Origin of the sequence: Bradyrhizobium sp. Pha-3, from assembly GCF_042258325.1 — a bacterium.
Taxonomy (GTDB): Bacteria; Pseudomonadota; Alphaproteobacteria; order Rhizobiales; family Xanthobacteraceae; genus Bradyrhizobium; species Bradyrhizobium elkanii.
The window spans coordinates 2,457,858-2,473,168 of sequence record NZ_CP170151.1; the positions used below are offsets into that span (position 1 = coordinate 2,457,858).

13 protein-coding genes and 1 pseudogene are annotated in these 15,311 nt (G+C 59.9%); 4 read left to right on the plus strand and 10 right to left on the minus strand.

Annotated elements, in window-relative coordinates; all coding sequences use genetic code 11:
- The first annotated feature begins 77 nt into the window (after nt 1–77).
- From alr to ACE10X_RS11545, 3 genes are all read left to right on the plus strand, one after another.
- Nucleotides 78–1,172 (plus strand): alanine racemase, encoded by a 1,095-nt coding sequence (alr, locus tag ACE10X_RS11535; protein ID WP_063607118.1) that lies wholly within the window; start codon nt 78–80, stop codon nt 1,170–1,172.
- Between the two features lie 68 nt (nt 1,173–1,240).
- Nucleotides 1,241–1,924, plus strand: coding sequence for a hypothetical protein (locus ACE10X_RS11540; RefSeq protein ID WP_028343553.1), 684 nt, complete (start codon nt 1,241–1,243; stop codon nt 1,922–1,924).
- A 314-nt stretch (nt 1,925–2,238) separates the two neighbouring features.
- Nucleotides 2,239–2,439: a hypothetical protein gene (locus ACE10X_RS11545; RefSeq protein ID WP_075968505.1), complete on the plus strand. Its 201-nt coding sequence runs from the start codon at nt 2,239–2,241 to the stop codon at nt 2,437–2,439.
- A 111-nt stretch (nt 2,440–2,550) separates the two neighbouring features.
- Here the strand turns inward: ACE10X_RS11545 and ACE10X_RS11550 are convergent, their stop codons facing one another.
- The 8 genes and pseudogenes from ACE10X_RS11550 to groES all read right to left on the minus strand — a co-directional run bounded on the left by ACE10X_RS11550 (nt 2,551) and on the right by groES (nt 11,683).
- Nucleotides 2,551–3,897 (minus strand): IS5 family transposase, encoded by a 1,347-nt coding sequence (locus ACE10X_RS11550; protein WP_375764191.1) that lies wholly within the window; start codon nt 3,895–3,897, stop codon nt 2,551–2,553.
- 168 nt (nt 3,898–4,065) lie between these two features.
- Nucleotides 4,066–4,875 (minus strand): IS21-like element ISBj11 family helper ATPase IstB, encoded by an 810-nt coding sequence (istB, locus tag ACE10X_RS11555; RefSeq protein ID WP_016842034.1) that lies wholly within the window; start codon nt 4,873–4,875, stop codon nt 4,066–4,068.
- Entirely contained in the window at nt 4,872–6,422 is a 1,551-nt protein-coding gene (gene istA, locus ACE10X_RS11560; RefSeq protein ID WP_080586188.1) for an IS21-like element ISBj11 family transposase, read from the minus strand. Before istA ends, istB begins: the two co-directional genes overlap by 4 nt.
- A gap of 422 nt (nt 6,423–6,844) precedes the next feature.
- Nucleotides 6,845–8,437: an IS66 family transposase gene (locus ACE10X_RS11565; protein ID WP_209945864.1), complete on the minus strand. Its 1,593-nt coding sequence runs from the start codon at nt 8,435–8,437 to the stop codon at nt 6,845–6,847.
- A gap of 74 nt (nt 8,438–8,511) precedes the next feature.
- Nucleotides 8,512–8,856 carry an IS66 family insertion sequence element accessory protein TnpB gene (gene tnpB, locus ACE10X_RS11570; protein WP_016844268.1) on the minus strand — a complete coding sequence of 115 codons (345 nt, stop codon included), beginning with the start codon at nt 8,854–8,856 and terminating at the stop codon, nt 8,512–8,514.
- Between the two features lie 170 nt (nt 8,857–9,026).
- Nucleotides 9,027–9,200 (minus strand): annotated as a pseudogene (locus tag ACE10X_RS11575) (transposase); the annotation flags it as partial.
- Between the two features lie 439 nt (nt 9,201–9,639).
- A complete protein-coding gene (groL, locus tag ACE10X_RS11580; protein WP_168858704.1) occupies nt 9,640–11,280 on the minus strand; it encodes a chaperonin GroEL in 1,641 nt (546 codons plus the stop codon).
- 88 nt (nt 11,281–11,368) lie between these two features.
- Nucleotides 11,369–11,683 carry a co-chaperone GroES gene (gene groES / locus ACE10X_RS11585; protein ID WP_016845959.1) on the minus strand — a complete coding sequence of 105 codons (315 nt, stop codon included), beginning with the start codon at nt 11,681–11,683 and terminating at the stop codon, nt 11,369–11,371.
- 571 nt (nt 11,684–12,254) lie between these two features.
- On the opposite strand from groES, the gene ACE10X_RS11590 reads away from it, so the two are divergent.
- Complete coding sequence (locus ACE10X_RS11590; RefSeq protein ID WP_016845960.1) at nt 12,255–12,902, plus strand: FkbM family methyltransferase; 648 nt, start codon at nt 12,255–12,257, stop codon at nt 12,900–12,902.
- 469 nt (nt 12,903–13,371) lie between these two features.
- Here the strand turns inward: ACE10X_RS11590 and ACE10X_RS11595 are convergent, their stop codons facing one another.
- Both ACE10X_RS11595 and ACE10X_RS11600 read right to left on the minus strand, forming a co-directional pair.
- Nucleotides 13,372–13,557 (minus strand): hypothetical protein, encoded by a 186-nt coding sequence (locus ACE10X_RS11595; RefSeq protein WP_016845961.1) that lies wholly within the window; start codon nt 13,555–13,557, stop codon nt 13,372–13,374.
- A gap of 380 nt (nt 13,558–13,937) precedes the next feature.
- The gene (locus ACE10X_RS11600; protein ID WP_233475763.1) at nt 13,938–15,299 is read right to left on the minus strand and encodes a condensation domain-containing protein; all 1,362 of its coding nucleotides are present in this window, start codon (nt 15,297–15,299) and stop codon (nt 13,938–13,940) included.
- Nucleotides 15,300–15,311: the final 12 nt, after the last annotated feature.

Genomic DNA, 15,311 nt, shown 5'->3' on the forward strand with positions numbered 1-15,311 from the left:
GACATATGCCGATTGGTCTCGAAGCCTATCCCTATCATAAACCTGTAGAGTCCGTTCGCGAGACGTCGAGATCGACCATGATTGTTGATCTCAGCGCCATTGAAGCCAACTATCGGAAGTGCCAGGGGCTTGCGCCTCGCAGCGCTTGCGGCGCCGTCCTCAAGGCTGATGCCTACGGTCTTGGCGCGACACGTATAGCGCCCTTCCTGGCTTCCCTCGGCTGCGCGCATTTTTTCGTCGCTGATGTGGAGGAGGGCGTCGCCCTGCGCGATGTGCTGCCATCATCGGCAAGGATCTATATGCTCTACGGCGCTTTGCCGGGCATGGAGCTGGCGGCCGAGCAGCACAATTTGCTGCCGATCCTCAACAGCAGGGAACAATTGGAGGCCTGGCTTCGGCATTGCCGACTTCGCAATCGCGCGCTGCCCGCAGGAATTCATGTCGACACTGGCCTGTCTCGATTGGGGTTTTCCATTGATGAGTTGCGCGCAATCGCCGAAAATAGAAGCGGATTATCTGAATTGCCTGTCGTGCTGTTCATGAGTCAGCTCGCCTGTGCAGAGTGGCGAGACGAGATTTGTCTCCAACAACTGAATCGGTTTCGCAGACTTTCCCACTTATTCCCGAATGCGCATCTTTCCCTATCGAATTCGGCCGGATTGTTCGCCGGACGTGAGTTTCATTTTGACCTCGTAAGATCGGGTGGAGGAATTTTCGGCTTCTCGACGTCCGAGGATCCCGATTTCAAGCCAATGCAAGTTGTTCATCTGCGAACGCAAATTATTCAATGCCGTAAAGTCGAGCATGGGGAAGCGATCGGATACTTCAGGTCCTACACAGTAAAGAAGCGGATGCGGGTCGCGACCGCCGCGATTGGTTATGCAGATGGATTTCCGCGTACTCTGGGTAATCGAGGGCATGTCTTCATATATCGTCGTCGTGCGCCTATCGTCGGCTTCGTTTCGATGGACCTTATTACCATTGACGTAACCGACCTGCCCGAGAGTTGGACGCCGCCCGGTACAGTGGTGGACCTCATCTGCCCCGAGCAGACGGTCGGGGATATGGCATCAGCCGCGAAAATGCTGAGCGACGAATTGACTACGGCGATGGGACGACGATGCCGTAGGCTTTACGTCTCATCCGCAAGAGATGATATGAGGCACCGGTGAACTCCTCCGCGCTCCGATCCCAGCAAGTCAATCGAGCGATCTACCTAGGCGATGAAGGCGTACGTCTCATGCGTCCGAGCTACTTCACTGCCGAGGTGCGGCAATTTCATCGTCGTGAGAGACTATTTTACCTCGATCTCCTGTGCAAGACCCACTACAAGCTGATCATAGAAGTAGGTTGTAGTGGCTACCGCCTTATCGGCATTAAGAACGATGACAATGATTATCTTGGCATTGAAATAAATCCACCTCGTATGCGTCGGTTAAAAAATCGGAGAGGAGCGGTTATCCGCTGCGAAGCCAGAAAATTCTTCGAAAGAACGCGGTTAATCGACGAGATAATGCGCCGATATGATGGAAAGGTGCTCTGCATACTGCCATTTAATTTCATTGGCACGATGGATGCGCCGATGGAATTTCTGTCGCTGGTCTGTAAAGCGCCTTTTGATCTAGCTTTCTCGCTCTTTTCGACGAGCGAGACGGCAACGGTGGCTCGCCATGAATACTATGACCTTTGTGGCATCACCGTTAAGGGGGTGGCGCGCACGGATGACTATGTTCGATTAGATTGTTCCAACGGGTTCAAGGCGTTCGCTTTCGATCCGGTCTTTCTGGTGAACCACATATCGTCGTATGGCTTCCGCTTGAATGACGTAGAATGTTATGATGTCTGTAACTTCCTTCATTTCAAAAAGGGGTCTCCCGAAATGAGGGGCAGGATAATGCCAACTGAGCCCAGAAACAGATATTAGGTTATAGACGCCAGCCGGATCACTAGAAAGCAAGCAGCACGGAAAGCCACGGCTAGTTGCATAGGTCGGCACCATTAGGAACGACGAGCTTAAAACAACCCAAGCCGAGGCCTCCGACTCCCGCCGATCGAGACGGTGCCTAGTCTGAAGTGTTTTTCAGCTTCGTCCCTGTTGCCTAGATGAAGCAGAATTCGTCCCTGCCAGCCTAGGCGTTCCGAGAGCAAAGCACCCTGTTCGGCTTTCTTGAGACTGTGTCGTCCAAGTCACCAAAGGTCTGGGGCTTCGGCTTATGTTGACCTGGAGCGAGGACTTCAATGTACGATGTCTACTTGAACGAACGGAACGATCTTCTTGTCGTTCCTCGAGGCAATTCCATTCCGATCGATCTCAACAGGAACTGGCGGAAGAAACGTATCGTGCGCTCGGTCAGCGAGCAGATCCGCGAAGATGTTCGGATCTACGGCTACCATCGGCGAAAGTTGCCGTTAAGTCGTTCGATGAACAAGTTAGCTTGATCTACAAACAACGAGCGATCGGCAAGTAAAATGCGAACGGTCGTAAATTCTAGGCGTTTGATTTTCGGACCGATTGGCGCGCCGAGAGCACTGAACCTCTTTAGTCGTCCGTTAAGAAGCCGATTGCAGCGGTGAACGGTCGCTGATGGCTGCGATGAGGGTGGCCAGGAAGAGGCGCCAAAGACCCCTCAGCCAGGCGAGGATGCGGCGGAAGTTGTGGCCGACGGCTGAGAGGATGACGTTGGCGGCGTCTCCGGCGCGGCCTTTGAGGTAGCAGCGGCCGAGGTGACCATCGGTCTTCAGGTGTCCGATGATGGGTTCGATGGCGGAGCGGCGGCGCAGCTCGCGCCTGATGATACCGAAGACCCCGCGCTTCTGGCCGGAGATGAAGACACGGCGCGGGTTCTGTGCGTCGTGGCCGCGATATCCCTTGTCGGCATAGGCCCGCTCGATCGCGCAGCCGGTGAGTGTCTCGGTGCGGTCGATGACGTCGCGCAAGGTATGACCGTCGTAGGGGTTATCGGGCAGCGCCCTGGCGTGCAGCACGAACAGGCCACCGGGAGCACGGCGGTTGTTGGTGACGATGGAGGCTTTGACACCGAACTCGTAAGGCGCGGCTGCTTTGCCCTTGCCGATGCACTCCACCTCCGGGGCGTGGAAGGAATAGAGCTTCCAGCCGCGCTGGCGCTGCTGCTGCGAGCGGATCTGCGAGGCCCGGCCGAGCGGGAGGGCGAACGCGTTCTCGAGCACGGCCTGACCTTCGATCTTGCGGCGGATATCGCGGATGATCCGGCCCAGCCGGCTGCGCAGGATACGCAACTGCCGCTGATGCCGCTTGAATTGCTTGGCATGGGCGTAGCGTCCCGCCATCATGGCCGCGGTCTTGGCAATGCGAAGATAGGACTGCCGCAGCCTGACCCCGTGCTTCCTCGCCAGGCGGTTGAGCCCCCTGATCGCCGCGTGCAGCAGCTTGGCATCGGTCGGGAAGGCGATGGCCTTCGGCTGCACGGTGGTATCGACCGTGACCCGCTTGAGGTCCTGGCTGCGTAACGCGCCGGCCTCGTGCGCCACCCGCAGGCTCTCGGCCAGCAACAGCTCCAGCTTGTCGCCGAGCCGCTTGCGCCAGTGGCTCAGGCCCGAGCGCTCGTGCGGAAACGCGTGCTGAAAGAACTCTTCGCCGGTGAAGTACTGGAAATACGGGTCGTGGACCCAGCGCTCGCACACCCCCTCATCGGACAGGCCGTAAATCTGCTTGAGCAGCAGCAGCCCGATCACGAAGCGGGTCGCGATCCCCGGCCGACCGTTCTCGCTGTAGAGCGGCGCGATCTCGCCGTCGATCCAGTCCCAATCGACCTTGCCGGCGAGCTGAACCAGCTCGTGCTTCATGTTGATGATCTGGTCCAGCCTGGCCCGGAACAGATCGCCAGATCCCGTCGTCCTTTGCTTCTTCGGTCGCATCGTCACCTCCGACGCGACCACGGAATCATGACTGGCTATAGCGCGACGATCTGGGTCGGAAGAGCGCGGCGATCAGGATGGCGAGTCAGTGTCGCGGCGCGATGATGATCGCCGCGATGATTGTCGCGCGCAAGAGTTTTGTTTGCTTTGATTGTCGCGGAGCGTCAATCAAGCGAGCGTTTTTTGTGTCGCGTGCTCCGGTGGCCGCCCTGGACCACGCTTTCGCTCGAGGGCAGTCCGCCTGCGATAGCTCTCGACGTTCATCTCGACGATGGTGGCGTGGTGAACAAGGCGATCGATCGCCGCGAGGGTCATAGCTGGGTCCGGAAAGACCTTGTTCCATTCTCCAAAGGGCTGATTGGCGGTGATCAGCAAAGAGCGTCGCTCGTAGCGTGCGCTGATGAGCTCGAACAGCACACTGGTCTCGGCCTGGTCCTTGGTGACATAGGCAAGATCGTCAAGGATAACGAGATCGAAGCGATCGAGGCGGTTGATGGCACCCTCGAGGTTGAGTTCGCGGCGCGCCACCTGGAGCTTCTGCACGAGATCGGTGGTGCGGGTGAAGAGGACGCGCCATCCGTTCTCGATGAGAGCCAAGCCGATTGCTGCTGCCAAGTGACTCTTGCCGCCACCGGGCGGACCAAACAGCAGCAGATTGGCGCCCTTGTTCAACCAGCCGTCGCCGGCGGCGAGCGCGGTCATTTGCGCCTTGGAGATCATCGGTACGGCTTCGAAGTCGAAGCTGTCAAAGGTCTTTCCGGTGGGCAGCCGCGCCTCGACGAGATGGCGCTCGATGCGGCGACGGCTGCGTTCAGCGATCTCGTGCTCTGCAATGGTGGCGAGGAAGCGCGCCGCCGGCCAGCCTTCCTTATCGGACTGCTCGGCAAATTGCGGCCACAGCACCTTGATGGCGGGCAGCCGCAGCTCGTTGAGCAACAGATTGAGGCGCGCGGTGTCGACTACGTTGGTTGTGCTCATGCGGCACCTCCGATCTCGGCAGTACCGATGAGGCATTCATAGGTGGCGAGCGGTGCGAGGCGCACCACGACGTTCGGCATCTGGGCGGGATCCGGGGCGAAGTGAGTACGTAGCCGGTTGAGGTCGGGCAGCCGGCCGTCGTTCAGGTCGGCCGTGAGCTGATCGGCGAGTTCGGCCTCGCAACCGCGCTCATGGGCGAGTGCGAGGAGATCGACCATGATCCGGCAGGCCTTCTTGTCCGGTAAGCGTTTGCGCAAGACGTCGAAGGCTCGGCGGTAAGCTTCCCGGGGGAACAGCTGGTCGCGGTAGACCAGGTTGAGGAGCGCCATCGGCTTGCGCCGCAAGGAATGGATCACGTGCCGATAATCGACGACCTGATCGTGCTTGCCATTGGGATGCGGCCGCCCGCGCGGCAAGGTGAGGAGATGCGTGCCGCCGACAAACACGTCGAGGTGATCGTCATACAGGCGCACCCGCAGCCGATGGCCGATCAAGCGCGACGGCACCGTGTAGAACACCTTGCGCAAGGTGAAGCCGCCGGACGATGTCACGTGGACGATCACCTCTTCATAGTCCGACGTGCGGCGGTCCGGCAGATCCTGAAGTGCGGTACGTTCGCTGTCGATCCGCTTGGCGTTGCGGGCATTGCGGCGGCTGACGATCTCATCGATGAAGCCACGATAGGCAGCGAGATCGTCGAAGTCGGCGGTGCCACGCAGCAACAGCGCGTCGCCGACCGCCCGCTTGAGATGGCCATGCGAACTCTCGATCGCCCCGTTCTCGTGGGCGATGCCACGATTGTTGCGGGAGGGGCGCATGCCGTAATGGGCACAGAGGTCTTCGTATCGCCGCGTCAGATCGTCTTTGGCGTCGCGGTCGAGATTGCAAAAGGCGGCCGACAGGCTGTCGGTGCGATGCTCCCGTGGCGCTCCACCGAGTGACCACAAGGCATTCTGCAGGCCTTCGGCCAGAGCGATGAAGCTCTCACCGCCGAGCACGACATGGGCGTGCTCAAACCCGGAATAGGCCAGCCGGAAGTGATAGAGACGATGGTCGAGCGGCACGCCCGCGATCGTGACACCCAATTCGCCCATGTCGGTGAAGTCGGACAGGCCGCGCTGACCGGGTTCGTGGGTCTGCCGGAAGATGACCTCCTGCTCCTCGCCGTGGATCGCCCGCCAGGCCCGGATCCGGCGCTCCAGCGTGCGACGGATGCCGGCGCCGAGCTCAGGATGGCGTCGGAGCAACTCCTCGAAGATCGTGACCGGCCGCACACCGGGGGCGGCCTTCAGCATCGGCACGATCTCTGTCTCAAATACGCGGGCCAAGGGATCTGGCCGGCGACGGCCGCGAGGAGCCTTCTTCTGCGACGGAAGGCGTCGATCCTGCTCGATCCGGTAAGCGGTCGAGGTGCTGAACGACGCCTTGGCGGCGGCCACGGGCGGGCTATCGGTCTGACGGTACTTCATGTAGAGCCTCATTTGGTGATCGGTAATGTGTCGGCCTGGCACGCGAGTGATTCCTCTTGGCGGAAGAACCACTTGCATAACCAGCCGGCCGCGATCACCAGTCGGCGCGGTCCGCTGTGGATCGCGCCGACGCCGGGCTCGTAACTCCGGTCGGGCTACGCCCTCCCTGCGTCACGAGCCCGGCGTAGCCCTCTCATCATGGTCGACGCTCCACTTCCATCCTGTTCGCCGCGCGGCAAATGGCGATTCGACTGAATCCTGAAAATGAAATTGCAAGGTTCCGAGGCTCGAAACATCAAAACCTTGCAATCCAAAAACAGTCCACACCAGCAAATGCGATTCTGCCTCAATCGCTTAGCCGATCTTCACGGACGACTCTTTATGGGCCGGAACGCGACCGCCTACCACACGCGGGACTTGACTTCATTCCGAGCGGCTTCTGCGCCCAGTGGTTCGCACGGTATCTCCGTGTTTGGAACGTAAGCGGCAAGCTGAGGCCGTCAGGCGGCGTGGTTCCATGGCATAAGCGCGTCGAGTTCGCTGCTCGGCCAACCGTTGGCGATACGCTGAAGCGTTACGGCGAGCCAGGCGAACGGATCGATGTTGTTCATCTTCGCCGTCTGCAGCAGTGTTGCGATAGTCGCCCAGGTTTGTCCGCCGCCGTCGCTGCCAGCGAAGAGACTATTCTTTCTCGTAATTGTTTGTGGCCTGATGGCGCGTTCGACGATGTTGGAGTCGAGCTCGATGCGGCCGTCGGCCAGGAAGCGCTCGAAGATGGCGCGGCGCGAGACGGCATAGCGGATCGCCTCAGCCAGTTTTGATTTGCCGGAGATCCGCCGCAAGGTCTGCTGCCAGAGGTCGAAGAGATCTGCGACGATCGCCGCGGAGGCTTGCTGGCGCGCGGCGACGCGTGCGTCGGGGCTTTGACCGCGCACGGTCTTCTCGACCTGCCAAAGCTTCGCCATCCGCTCGACCGTCGCCGTTGCCACTTCTGAGCTCCCTGCAACATGTAACTCGTAGAACTTGCGCCGGCAGTGTGACCAGCAGCCAGCCAATGTGATGCCATCATTGCCGCGATCGGATCGCGCGAGCTTGTTATAGGCGGCATAGCCATCCACCTGCAGGATGCCGCGATAACCATTGAGGTGCCGGACCGCGCATTCGCCGGAGCGGCTGTCTTCGAAGCGATAAGCCACCATCGGGGGACCGTCGCGGCCAAACGTTCGGTCATCCCTGGCATAGGCCCACAAATAGGCCGTTTTCGTCGATCCGGAGCCCGGAGCGAGCGTCGGCAAAGTGGTTTCGTCGGCAAAGACCCGTTCGGCCTTCTTGACCTCGCTGAAGATGTAGTCGGCCAGGATCTCCAGCTCGAAGCCGAGCTTGCCCATCCATTGCGCCATCAACTGGCGGTCTAGCTCGACCTTGTCGCGGGCGTAGATCGCCTCCTGCCGGTAGAGCGGCAGGCCGTCGGCATATTTGGCGACGGCGATCTGGGCCAAAAGCGCTTCCGTCGGAATGCCTCCTTCGATGATATGGGCCGGGGCCGGCGCCTGGATCACGCCGTCCGCGTTCTTGAACGCATACTTGGGACGGCGCGTGACGATCACACGGAACTTTACCGGCACCACATCCAGACGCTCCGACACGTCCTCGCCGATCAGCACTTTCTGCTTGCCGGCATGCTCAGCCAGCTCTTCCGGCTCAATGACAGTTTCGATCCGTTCCAGATGGGGCGCAAAGCCCTTGCGCCGACGCGGTGCACGCTTGCTATCCGCTTGCGCACGGCCCTTGCTGACCTGGGCCTTGATCGCAGCGATGCCGGTCTCGATCTCCTCGAAGACAAAGGCTTGCTGTTCGACGTCGCCATTCGCAGAGCCGAGCTTTTCCGATCGTCGGCCGAACCGGGCGCGGTCGAAGGCCTTCAGGATCTGTGTCAGTCGCTCGATGCGCGCATCGGCATCGGCGTTGCAGGCCTTGAGATCGGCGACCTCACTCTCCAGAGCATCGGCGCGGGCCGCTTTCTCGGCCATGGCAAGCACCATGGCCTTTAGCATCTCCACGTCATTTGGGAGGTTGAGATCGGGCGGCATCATTGGGCCTACCAGAGCACATTTTGCCCCTGTTCTCTTGCCCTTTCAGCTCACTGATTCACTTCGCCGCAGTGCTTTTACCCAACAATCTCCGGCGGCTTGACCGCCGCGGTCCGGACCCGCTTCCAGTCCATCCCATCGACCAGGGCCATCAACTGCGCAGCATTCAGCTGCACCCGATGATGTCCGATCCGCGGCCAGCAGAACCTCGCCTTCTCAAGCCGTTTTAAATAAAGGCACACGCCAGAGCCATCCCACCATACGATCTTTATTCGGTCGGCTCTTTTGGCGCGGAACACATAAAGCGAACCATCGAACGGATCTGAGCCGGCATCGCGTACCAGCGCAACAAGGCCATCGATACCCTTGCGGAAGTCGACTGGATGGCTAGCCAGGAACACCTTCACGCCGGAGGGGATCATGCCGAACGCACCGCCCGGATCACCCGCTGCAACTGCGCCTCGTCGACGTCCACGCCGGCGCGCACGATCACCTCGCCAATGGCAATTTCGATCACTGCGCCTGCCGCAGACACCACCACACCCTCGCAACTCGAGTGCCGCGCGGGACAATGTCGCTCTGCCCGAGCATCACGGCGCCAGGCGAACAGCTGCGACGGGTGAATGCCAATCCGGCGGGCGATCGCCGAGACACTCGCGCCAGGCTCCAGCGCCTCTGTCACAACTTGCGCCTTAAACTCGTCCGACCAGCGTCGGCGAAGCTGCCGCGGCGCTCCCTCAAGACGCTCGGCAACCGCTTCGATCATATGGAAGGTTCTAGTTCCAGAACTAGGCGCAGACATAGAAGCTCACATCGGCTCACAAACTCAGCAGCCGATAGCCGATCGCTTACCCACTCCGCCAGACGGGGTCTCTTTGCCGCTTACTTTGGAACCATGCCGCGAAGGGAGCCAATTTGGGAACAGCGGTTGCGGATTCCGGTTCAGCAGCCCCGGAAATCCATGTGGGAGCCCGATTCATTTTCAAGCCGAGCGGCGCCGGGAGAAAAGTCAGACTAGCCATCTTGGGCTGGGTCGGAGCGTCGCTGATATAAACGGCTGGATGGCTTCGGCCGTTGTGCTTCTCGGGGCCAACTGCCGATCCAACTCAGCCTGACAATGGCGGTGTGGTTGCAAGTTTGCCCGAAGTTGAAAACCCTGGCATTGCTGCCAGGGTTCTGCCTGTCGATCCTTTTGAGAGGAGGGATCAGAAGTCCATGCCGCCCATGCCTCCGCCCGGAGGCATCGCGGGACCGGGCGCGATCTTCTTCGGCAGCTCGGCAACCATCGCTTCCGTCGTGATCAGCAACGCCGCCACCGAGGAGGCGTTCTGGACCGCGATGCGCACGACCTTGGTCGGGTCAATGATGCCCTTGGAGACAAGGTTGCTGTACTCGCCAGTCTGCGCGTCGAAGCCGTAAGGGTATTGATCCTTCTCCAGGACTTTACCGACCACGACCGAGCCATCTTCACCGGCGTTGATCGCGATCTGCCGGGCCGGCCAGGACAGCGCCTTGCGCACGATCTCGACGCCGGTCTTCTGGTCGTCGTTCGTGGTGCGCAGGCCCTTGAGCTGCTCGGAGGCCCGGAGCAGGGCGACGCCGCCGCCCGGGAGAATGCCTTCCTCGACAGCCGCGCGGGTCGCGTGCATCGCGTCATCAACGCGATCCTTGCGCTCCTTCACCTCGACCTCGGTCGCGCCGCCGACGCGGATCACCGCGACGCCGCCTGCGAGCTTGGCGAGGCGCTCCTGCAGCTTCTCACGGTCGTAGTCCGAGGTGGTCTCCTCGATCTGCGCCTTGATCTGGGCTATGCGGGCGTCGATGTCGGCCTTCTTGCCACTTCCGTTGACGATCGTGGTGTTCTCCTTGTCGATCATCACCTTCTTGGCGCGACCGAGCATCTGCAGCGTGACGTTCTCGAGCTTGATGCCGAGGTCTTCCGAGATGGCCTGGCCGCCGGTCAGGATCGCGATGTCCTGCAGCATGGCCTTGCGGCGATCGCCGAAGCCCGGAGCCTTGACGGCCGCGACCTTCAGGCCGCCACGCAGGCGGTTCACGACGAGCGTGGCCAAGGCCTCGCCTTCGACGTCCTCGGCGACGATGACCAGCGGCTTGCCGGTCTGCACCACGGCCTCGAGCAGCGGCAGCAGCTCGTTCAGCGAGGAGAGCTTCTTCTCGTTGATCAGGATGTAGGCGTCCTCCATCTCAACGCGCATCTTGTCGGCGTTGGTGACGAAGTAGGGCGAGATGTAGCCGCGGTCGAACTGCATGCCCTCGACGACGTCGAGCTCGGTCTCGAGCGACTTGGCTTCCTCGACCGTGATGACGCCCTCGTTGCCGACCTTCTTCATGGCGTCGGCGAGGAACTTGCCGATCTCGGCGTCGCCGTTGGCGGAGATGGTGCCGACCTGGGCGATCTCCTCGTTCGAGGTGACCTTCTTCGAGTTCTTCTGGAGGTCCGCAACGACGGCTTCGACCGCGAGGTCGATACCGCGCTTCAGATCCATCGGGTTCATGCCGGCGGCGACCGACTTGGCGCCCTCGCGCACGATGGCAGCCGCAAGCACGGTCGCGGTGGTGGTGCCGTCACCGGCGGCGTCCGCTGCCTTGGCCGCGACCTCGCGCACCATCTGGGCACCCATGTTCTCGAACTTCTCCTCGAGCTCCACCTCCTTGGCGACGGCGACGCCGTCCTTGGTGATGCGGGGAGCGCCAAACGACTTCTCGAGCACCACGTTGCGGCCCTTCGGACCGAGGGTGACCTGCACGGCGTTGGCGAGAATGTCGACACCGCGCAACATGCGGTCTCGCGCTTCTACGCCGAACTTGACTTCCTTGGCTGACATAATCGAATTTCCTCAGTTCAGTTTCTCATCCTTCGACGCGCCCGGGCAAGGCGTTTGTCAAGGGCGGAGTGGATGTGGAGGGCTGGGACTAGGCGGCTTTTTTCTTGGAAAACACATCGGTGAGAACGCCCATAATGTCGCTCTCCTTCATGATCAACAGCTCCTGACCGTCGACCTTCACCTCGGTCCCTGACCACTTTCCGAACAGCACGCGATCGCCGACCTCTACGTCGATCGGAATCAACTTGCCGGTCTCGTCACGGCCGCCTGGGCCAACCGCGACGACTTCGCCCTGCGAGGGCTTTTCCTTGGCTGTGTCGGGAATGATGATGCCGCCAGCTGTCTTCTCTTCAGCGTCGATGCGCTTGACCACGACGCGGTCGTGAAGCGGACGGAAATTCATGTAGGCCTCCTGAGCATTTGAACGAGTTGACAATGGGCGCCTTTTGAGCAGCCTCATTGTTGCAAGAGCCAGGCCAAAGATGAGCCGAGCGATCTGCCTGCAATCGTGCTGAATCTCTCGCTTGGCCCGCTCGTGCATTCGTCGGGAAGCAAACGTTTTTGTGTACACAGCTCGCCAAGCTGTTGCCAACCTGACATTGCTTCTCGTCAAAATATGAGTTTACCGTCACGCGCATGGATCAAGGTCGTGCACGCTCGGCGCAACAAGATCAGGCCGATCACGGCCCACGAATGGGATAGCAATCAAGCGCCGACAGTCTCCTTCCCTATCTTTTTCACGGCTCTTCCTTGTCGGCCCTGCGAGCAAAGCTGCTCGTACGAACTGGCTAAAGGAAAACTATACGGCCGGGCTGTTTTGCGTCGACGGCGCTGCATAGCGCTGATGGATCAAGGCGATTGGGACCGGCATATGGATTATATACGTTGATATACGTTGTGCCGAAGCGTCTGGCGTGTGATTGCGAAGTTGATGGCGAATCCAACCGATCTCCGCGCCAATAGGAAAACAACCTGTGTCGTCTGTAGAAGTACATCAGCATATCGTTTCACTTCTTCAGAAGCCCGATCCGGTCATCTTGGATATCGGCTGCAATGACGGAACCGATACGCAACAGTTTCTTACCCTGTGCCCACAAGCTCAGCTTTACTGCTTCGAGCCGGACCCTCGGGCGATCGCGCGCTTCAAGAAGAAGTTGGGCCTTTCCCTCGATAAGGTGCAGCTGCTTGAAATCGCGATCAGTGATAGAAACGGGACGATCGATTTCCATCCAAGCAATGCAGATGGAGAAGCAAAAGAATGGGATCTCTCCGGCTCGATACGCCGACCGAAAAACCATCTTACCGAGTATGATTGGGTTCGGTTCGATCGCCCGTTCTCGGTTGAAACCCGGCGGCTGGACGATTGGTGCAGCGAGGCTAAGCTGAACACGGTTGACTTCATTTGGATGGATGTCCAAGGCGCGGAGGCCGACGTCATTGCAGGCGGCATGCAGACCTTGAGCAATACGCGCTTCGTGTACACGGAGTATAGCGACCGAGAGCTCTACGAAGGTCAGCTGTCGCTGCAGGCTATTCTTGATCTATTGCCGTCATTCGAAGTGGCGGCTCATTATCCCCGCGCTGTGGAAGGTGATGTATTGCTTAAGAATACACGCTTCTAGCGCCTATCACATCCGGCCCTGGTCGTCATTCCCCGGAAGACCTGCCTCGGATTCTCTGCGGCGCAGCGCCGCAGGACGGCCGATCACCGCGCGAATGGATGCTGCAAGCCTCACGTTCCCGTCTCGGTCGCTATGCAGGCCTTGGCGATAGCGCACTTAGGTACCTTCGATAAATACTATTATCGTTTGACGATCATTTGTTTGGCGGGGCGGCACGGCTCGCGACTCCGGGGCGAGCAGCTCGAGCTTTCTCAGATGCCTGAACCAATACTGCCAGCCGACGCTCAAAGCGCTTAATCGTCCGAACTGCTGCTGTATGCTCTGGCCCCCTCGGAAGGCGGTTCACTGCTTCGAACAAATGCCAAAGCAGCTGCATCAGTTCTCGTAGATCCTTAAGATGCGCCACTTCAATTACGCGCTTTCCACCGCTATTGTTCCGTCATGCCGAAACATTCGTCTCCAGCCCAAGTCAATCGCCAGTGGGGCGTTGGATAGCGAGTTCGTCGCCGCTCATCGGCTGCAGCTTGTATTCCGTGATACGTCGCTGGCACAAAGCATCGTCGATGAGCCTCTGCGCCTTCATGCACGAATATGCCTGCATCAGCGCATGATCCCGTAAAATCAACGCCTGCCGTGTGGGGGCGAATCCATTCATTGAACGAAGACTTGCAATGACCGTGCCATCGCTAGCTCAATGCAAGAAAGGCATGGATGTGAGGATGCTAACTCGCAATTGATCGCAATATCTGGCTGGTGGTAGACCCGAAATCCTGGTCGGCACTACGCACGTTGCTGTCCGGAGCAAGAATTGTGTCGACTTGGCCTCTGGCGAGGATCATCTTGATCGCTCGCAAAGCCACGCGCGAGAAAGTCGCCCGAACCAAAAGATAGAGCAGATAGGGCCTATGCTTGCGCCCGCCTCGGAGCAGATGGCGCTCTCGGCTCCTTAATTTAGCTCCCTTCCGGTCACCCGAATGATCGTGATCGTAACGCGAGCGGTTCTTGGTCAAGAACGCTAACCTCTCGGCCATCCTGTCAGTCGATTGAGAGCCGCGGTAGCGGACGGGCGCCGCTGATCAGATGGGCCTGCGCGGCCACCTCAGCAAGATAGTTGTCCATCGCACTTCGCGCGGTGGCTGTACCAGGGTGGCGGAAGTTCACGGAAATTCCGTCCTGCCAGCGACTGATCCATAGGTATGTCTCGCACGCATCGGAGCTACGGCTAATCAGAAATCGCGTCCGCCAATGGGGCCAGCGGTCCGATCCGGGCACCGTCCGATTGTCCATATAGGATACCATGAAACGGTCGCGCAGTGTGGTGCCGAGCAGCTCCATGGCCTTTGAAAATGGCACCTGAGCCGTTTTCTTGGCGCGTTTGAGTTCGAACCGGGCGGCGTTCAGGATTTCCGGCAACGTATCGGCCACCCGGAAGCTCACCGGGCTCATCCCGACATACCATCCAACCGAACGCATCGATCGCAGATCGTACCTGGTGTGAAAGGGTGCAACGGCGTGGAATTGTCGTTGGTTCGCCAGTGTCTTTCCTGCCAGCGCCAGACAGGCGAAAATTCCCGTCGCCGCGTTTCCGCCCTGGGACCTGCAGCCGCGATCGAATTCGCATGCGCCAGCCGCATCGAGCAGCCACATTTTTCCGCTCCGCTGCAAGGATTTCTCCGGCGTATCGAATGATAGCGGAAAGTCCGGCAATTGACCGCCGTTCGCCGCGATCAGCTCGCGCCAATGGCAGATAGCAGGATGGTCATCGGTTAGATCGGTCAATCGCTCTCGTTCGGCCTCGGCGTGATCCAGATAGCTGTGCACCGCCGCCAGCTGGGGTTCCACTCGACGGATCGCGGCTGTGTACAGTTCGTGGATCTCATACGGTACCAAGGCCATCGAGTAGGCATCGCTAACAGAGTGGTCGGAGGCGAGCAGGAGGCTCGTGGATGTCGGCCGGCTGATCGTCACGAAGACGTACGCCGGCCAGCGCAGCGGGTTGGTCTCCGCGTCAAACAGTTTTTCGAGCAGCTGAGCAGTTTCGCCGCTATCGGCGCAGTCACTCACCACGGTTTGCTCAAGCGCTGCAGCGCCTGGATCAATCGTGGCGCGACGCATTGCCGATCCATCCTTGGCCAATCGGCTGCGTAATACCTCGTGCCGATCGACCCAGCCAAGGATCGCTTTGGTCAGCGCAGCGGCATTGAGCTCGCCTGGCAACTCGAATGCTGCGCCGAGCCAGCCCGGTCGGCCATCGTCCGCAGAGCGAAGATGTTCCTCTTGCACATAGGACGGGCGGCGCGGGTCAGCCCGCCAGCTGATCGGCTCGGTGACGTTGATCCGCCAAACCATTAGCCGCCCAGGCTGCCGATCAAGATCGCCAAATTCTTTGATGTCCATGAGCCAGTCCGT

Excerpts from the sequence above, each read along its gene's own strand:
- groL (WP_168858704.1), bottom strand. The coding sequence starts at position 11,280 with ATGTCAGCCAAGGAAGTCAAGTTCGGCGTAGAAGCGCGAGACCGCATG.
- ACE10X_RS11540 (WP_028343553.1), top strand. The coding sequence starts at position 1,241 with ATGCGTCCGAGCTACTTCACTGCCGAGGTGCGGCAATTTCATCGTCGT.
- groES (WP_016845959.1), bottom strand. The coding sequence starts at position 11,683 with ATGAATTTCCGTCCGCTTCACGACCGCGTCGTGGTCAAGCGCATCGAC.
- ACE10X_RS11550 (WP_375764191.1), bottom strand. The coding sequence starts at position 3,897 with ATGCGACCGAAGAAGCAAAGGACGACGGGATCTGGCGATCTGTTCCGG.
- istA (WP_080586188.1), bottom strand. The coding sequence starts at position 6,422 with ATGCAAGTGGTTCTTCCGCCAAGAGGAATCACTCGCGTGCCAGGCCGA.
- tnpB (WP_016844268.1), bottom strand. The coding sequence starts at position 8,856 with ATGATCCCCTCCGGCGTGAAGGTGTTCCTGGCTAGCCATCCAGTCGAC.
- ACE10X_RS11565 (WP_209945864.1), bottom strand. The coding sequence starts at position 8,437 with ATGATGCCGCCCGATCTCAACCTCCCAAATGACGTGGAGATGCTAAAG.
- ACE10X_RS11600 (WP_233475763.1), bottom strand. The coding sequence starts at position 15,299 with ATGGACATCAAAGAATTTGGCGATCTTGATCGGCAGCCTGGGCGGCTA.
- ACE10X_RS11595 (WP_016845961.1), bottom strand. The coding sequence starts at position 13,557 with ATGAATGGATTCGCCCCCACACGGCAGGCGTTGATTTTACGGGATCAT.
- istB (WP_016842034.1), bottom strand. The coding sequence starts at position 4,875 with ATGAGCACAACCAACGTAGTCGACACCGCGCGCCTCAATCTGTTGCTC.
- ACE10X_RS11545 (WP_075968505.1), top strand. The coding sequence starts at position 2,239 with ATGTACGATGTCTACTTGAACGAACGGAACGATCTTCTTGTCGTTCCT.
- alr (WP_063607118.1), top strand. The coding sequence starts at position 78 with ATGATTGTTGATCTCAGCGCCATTGAAGCCAACTATCGGAAGTGCCAG.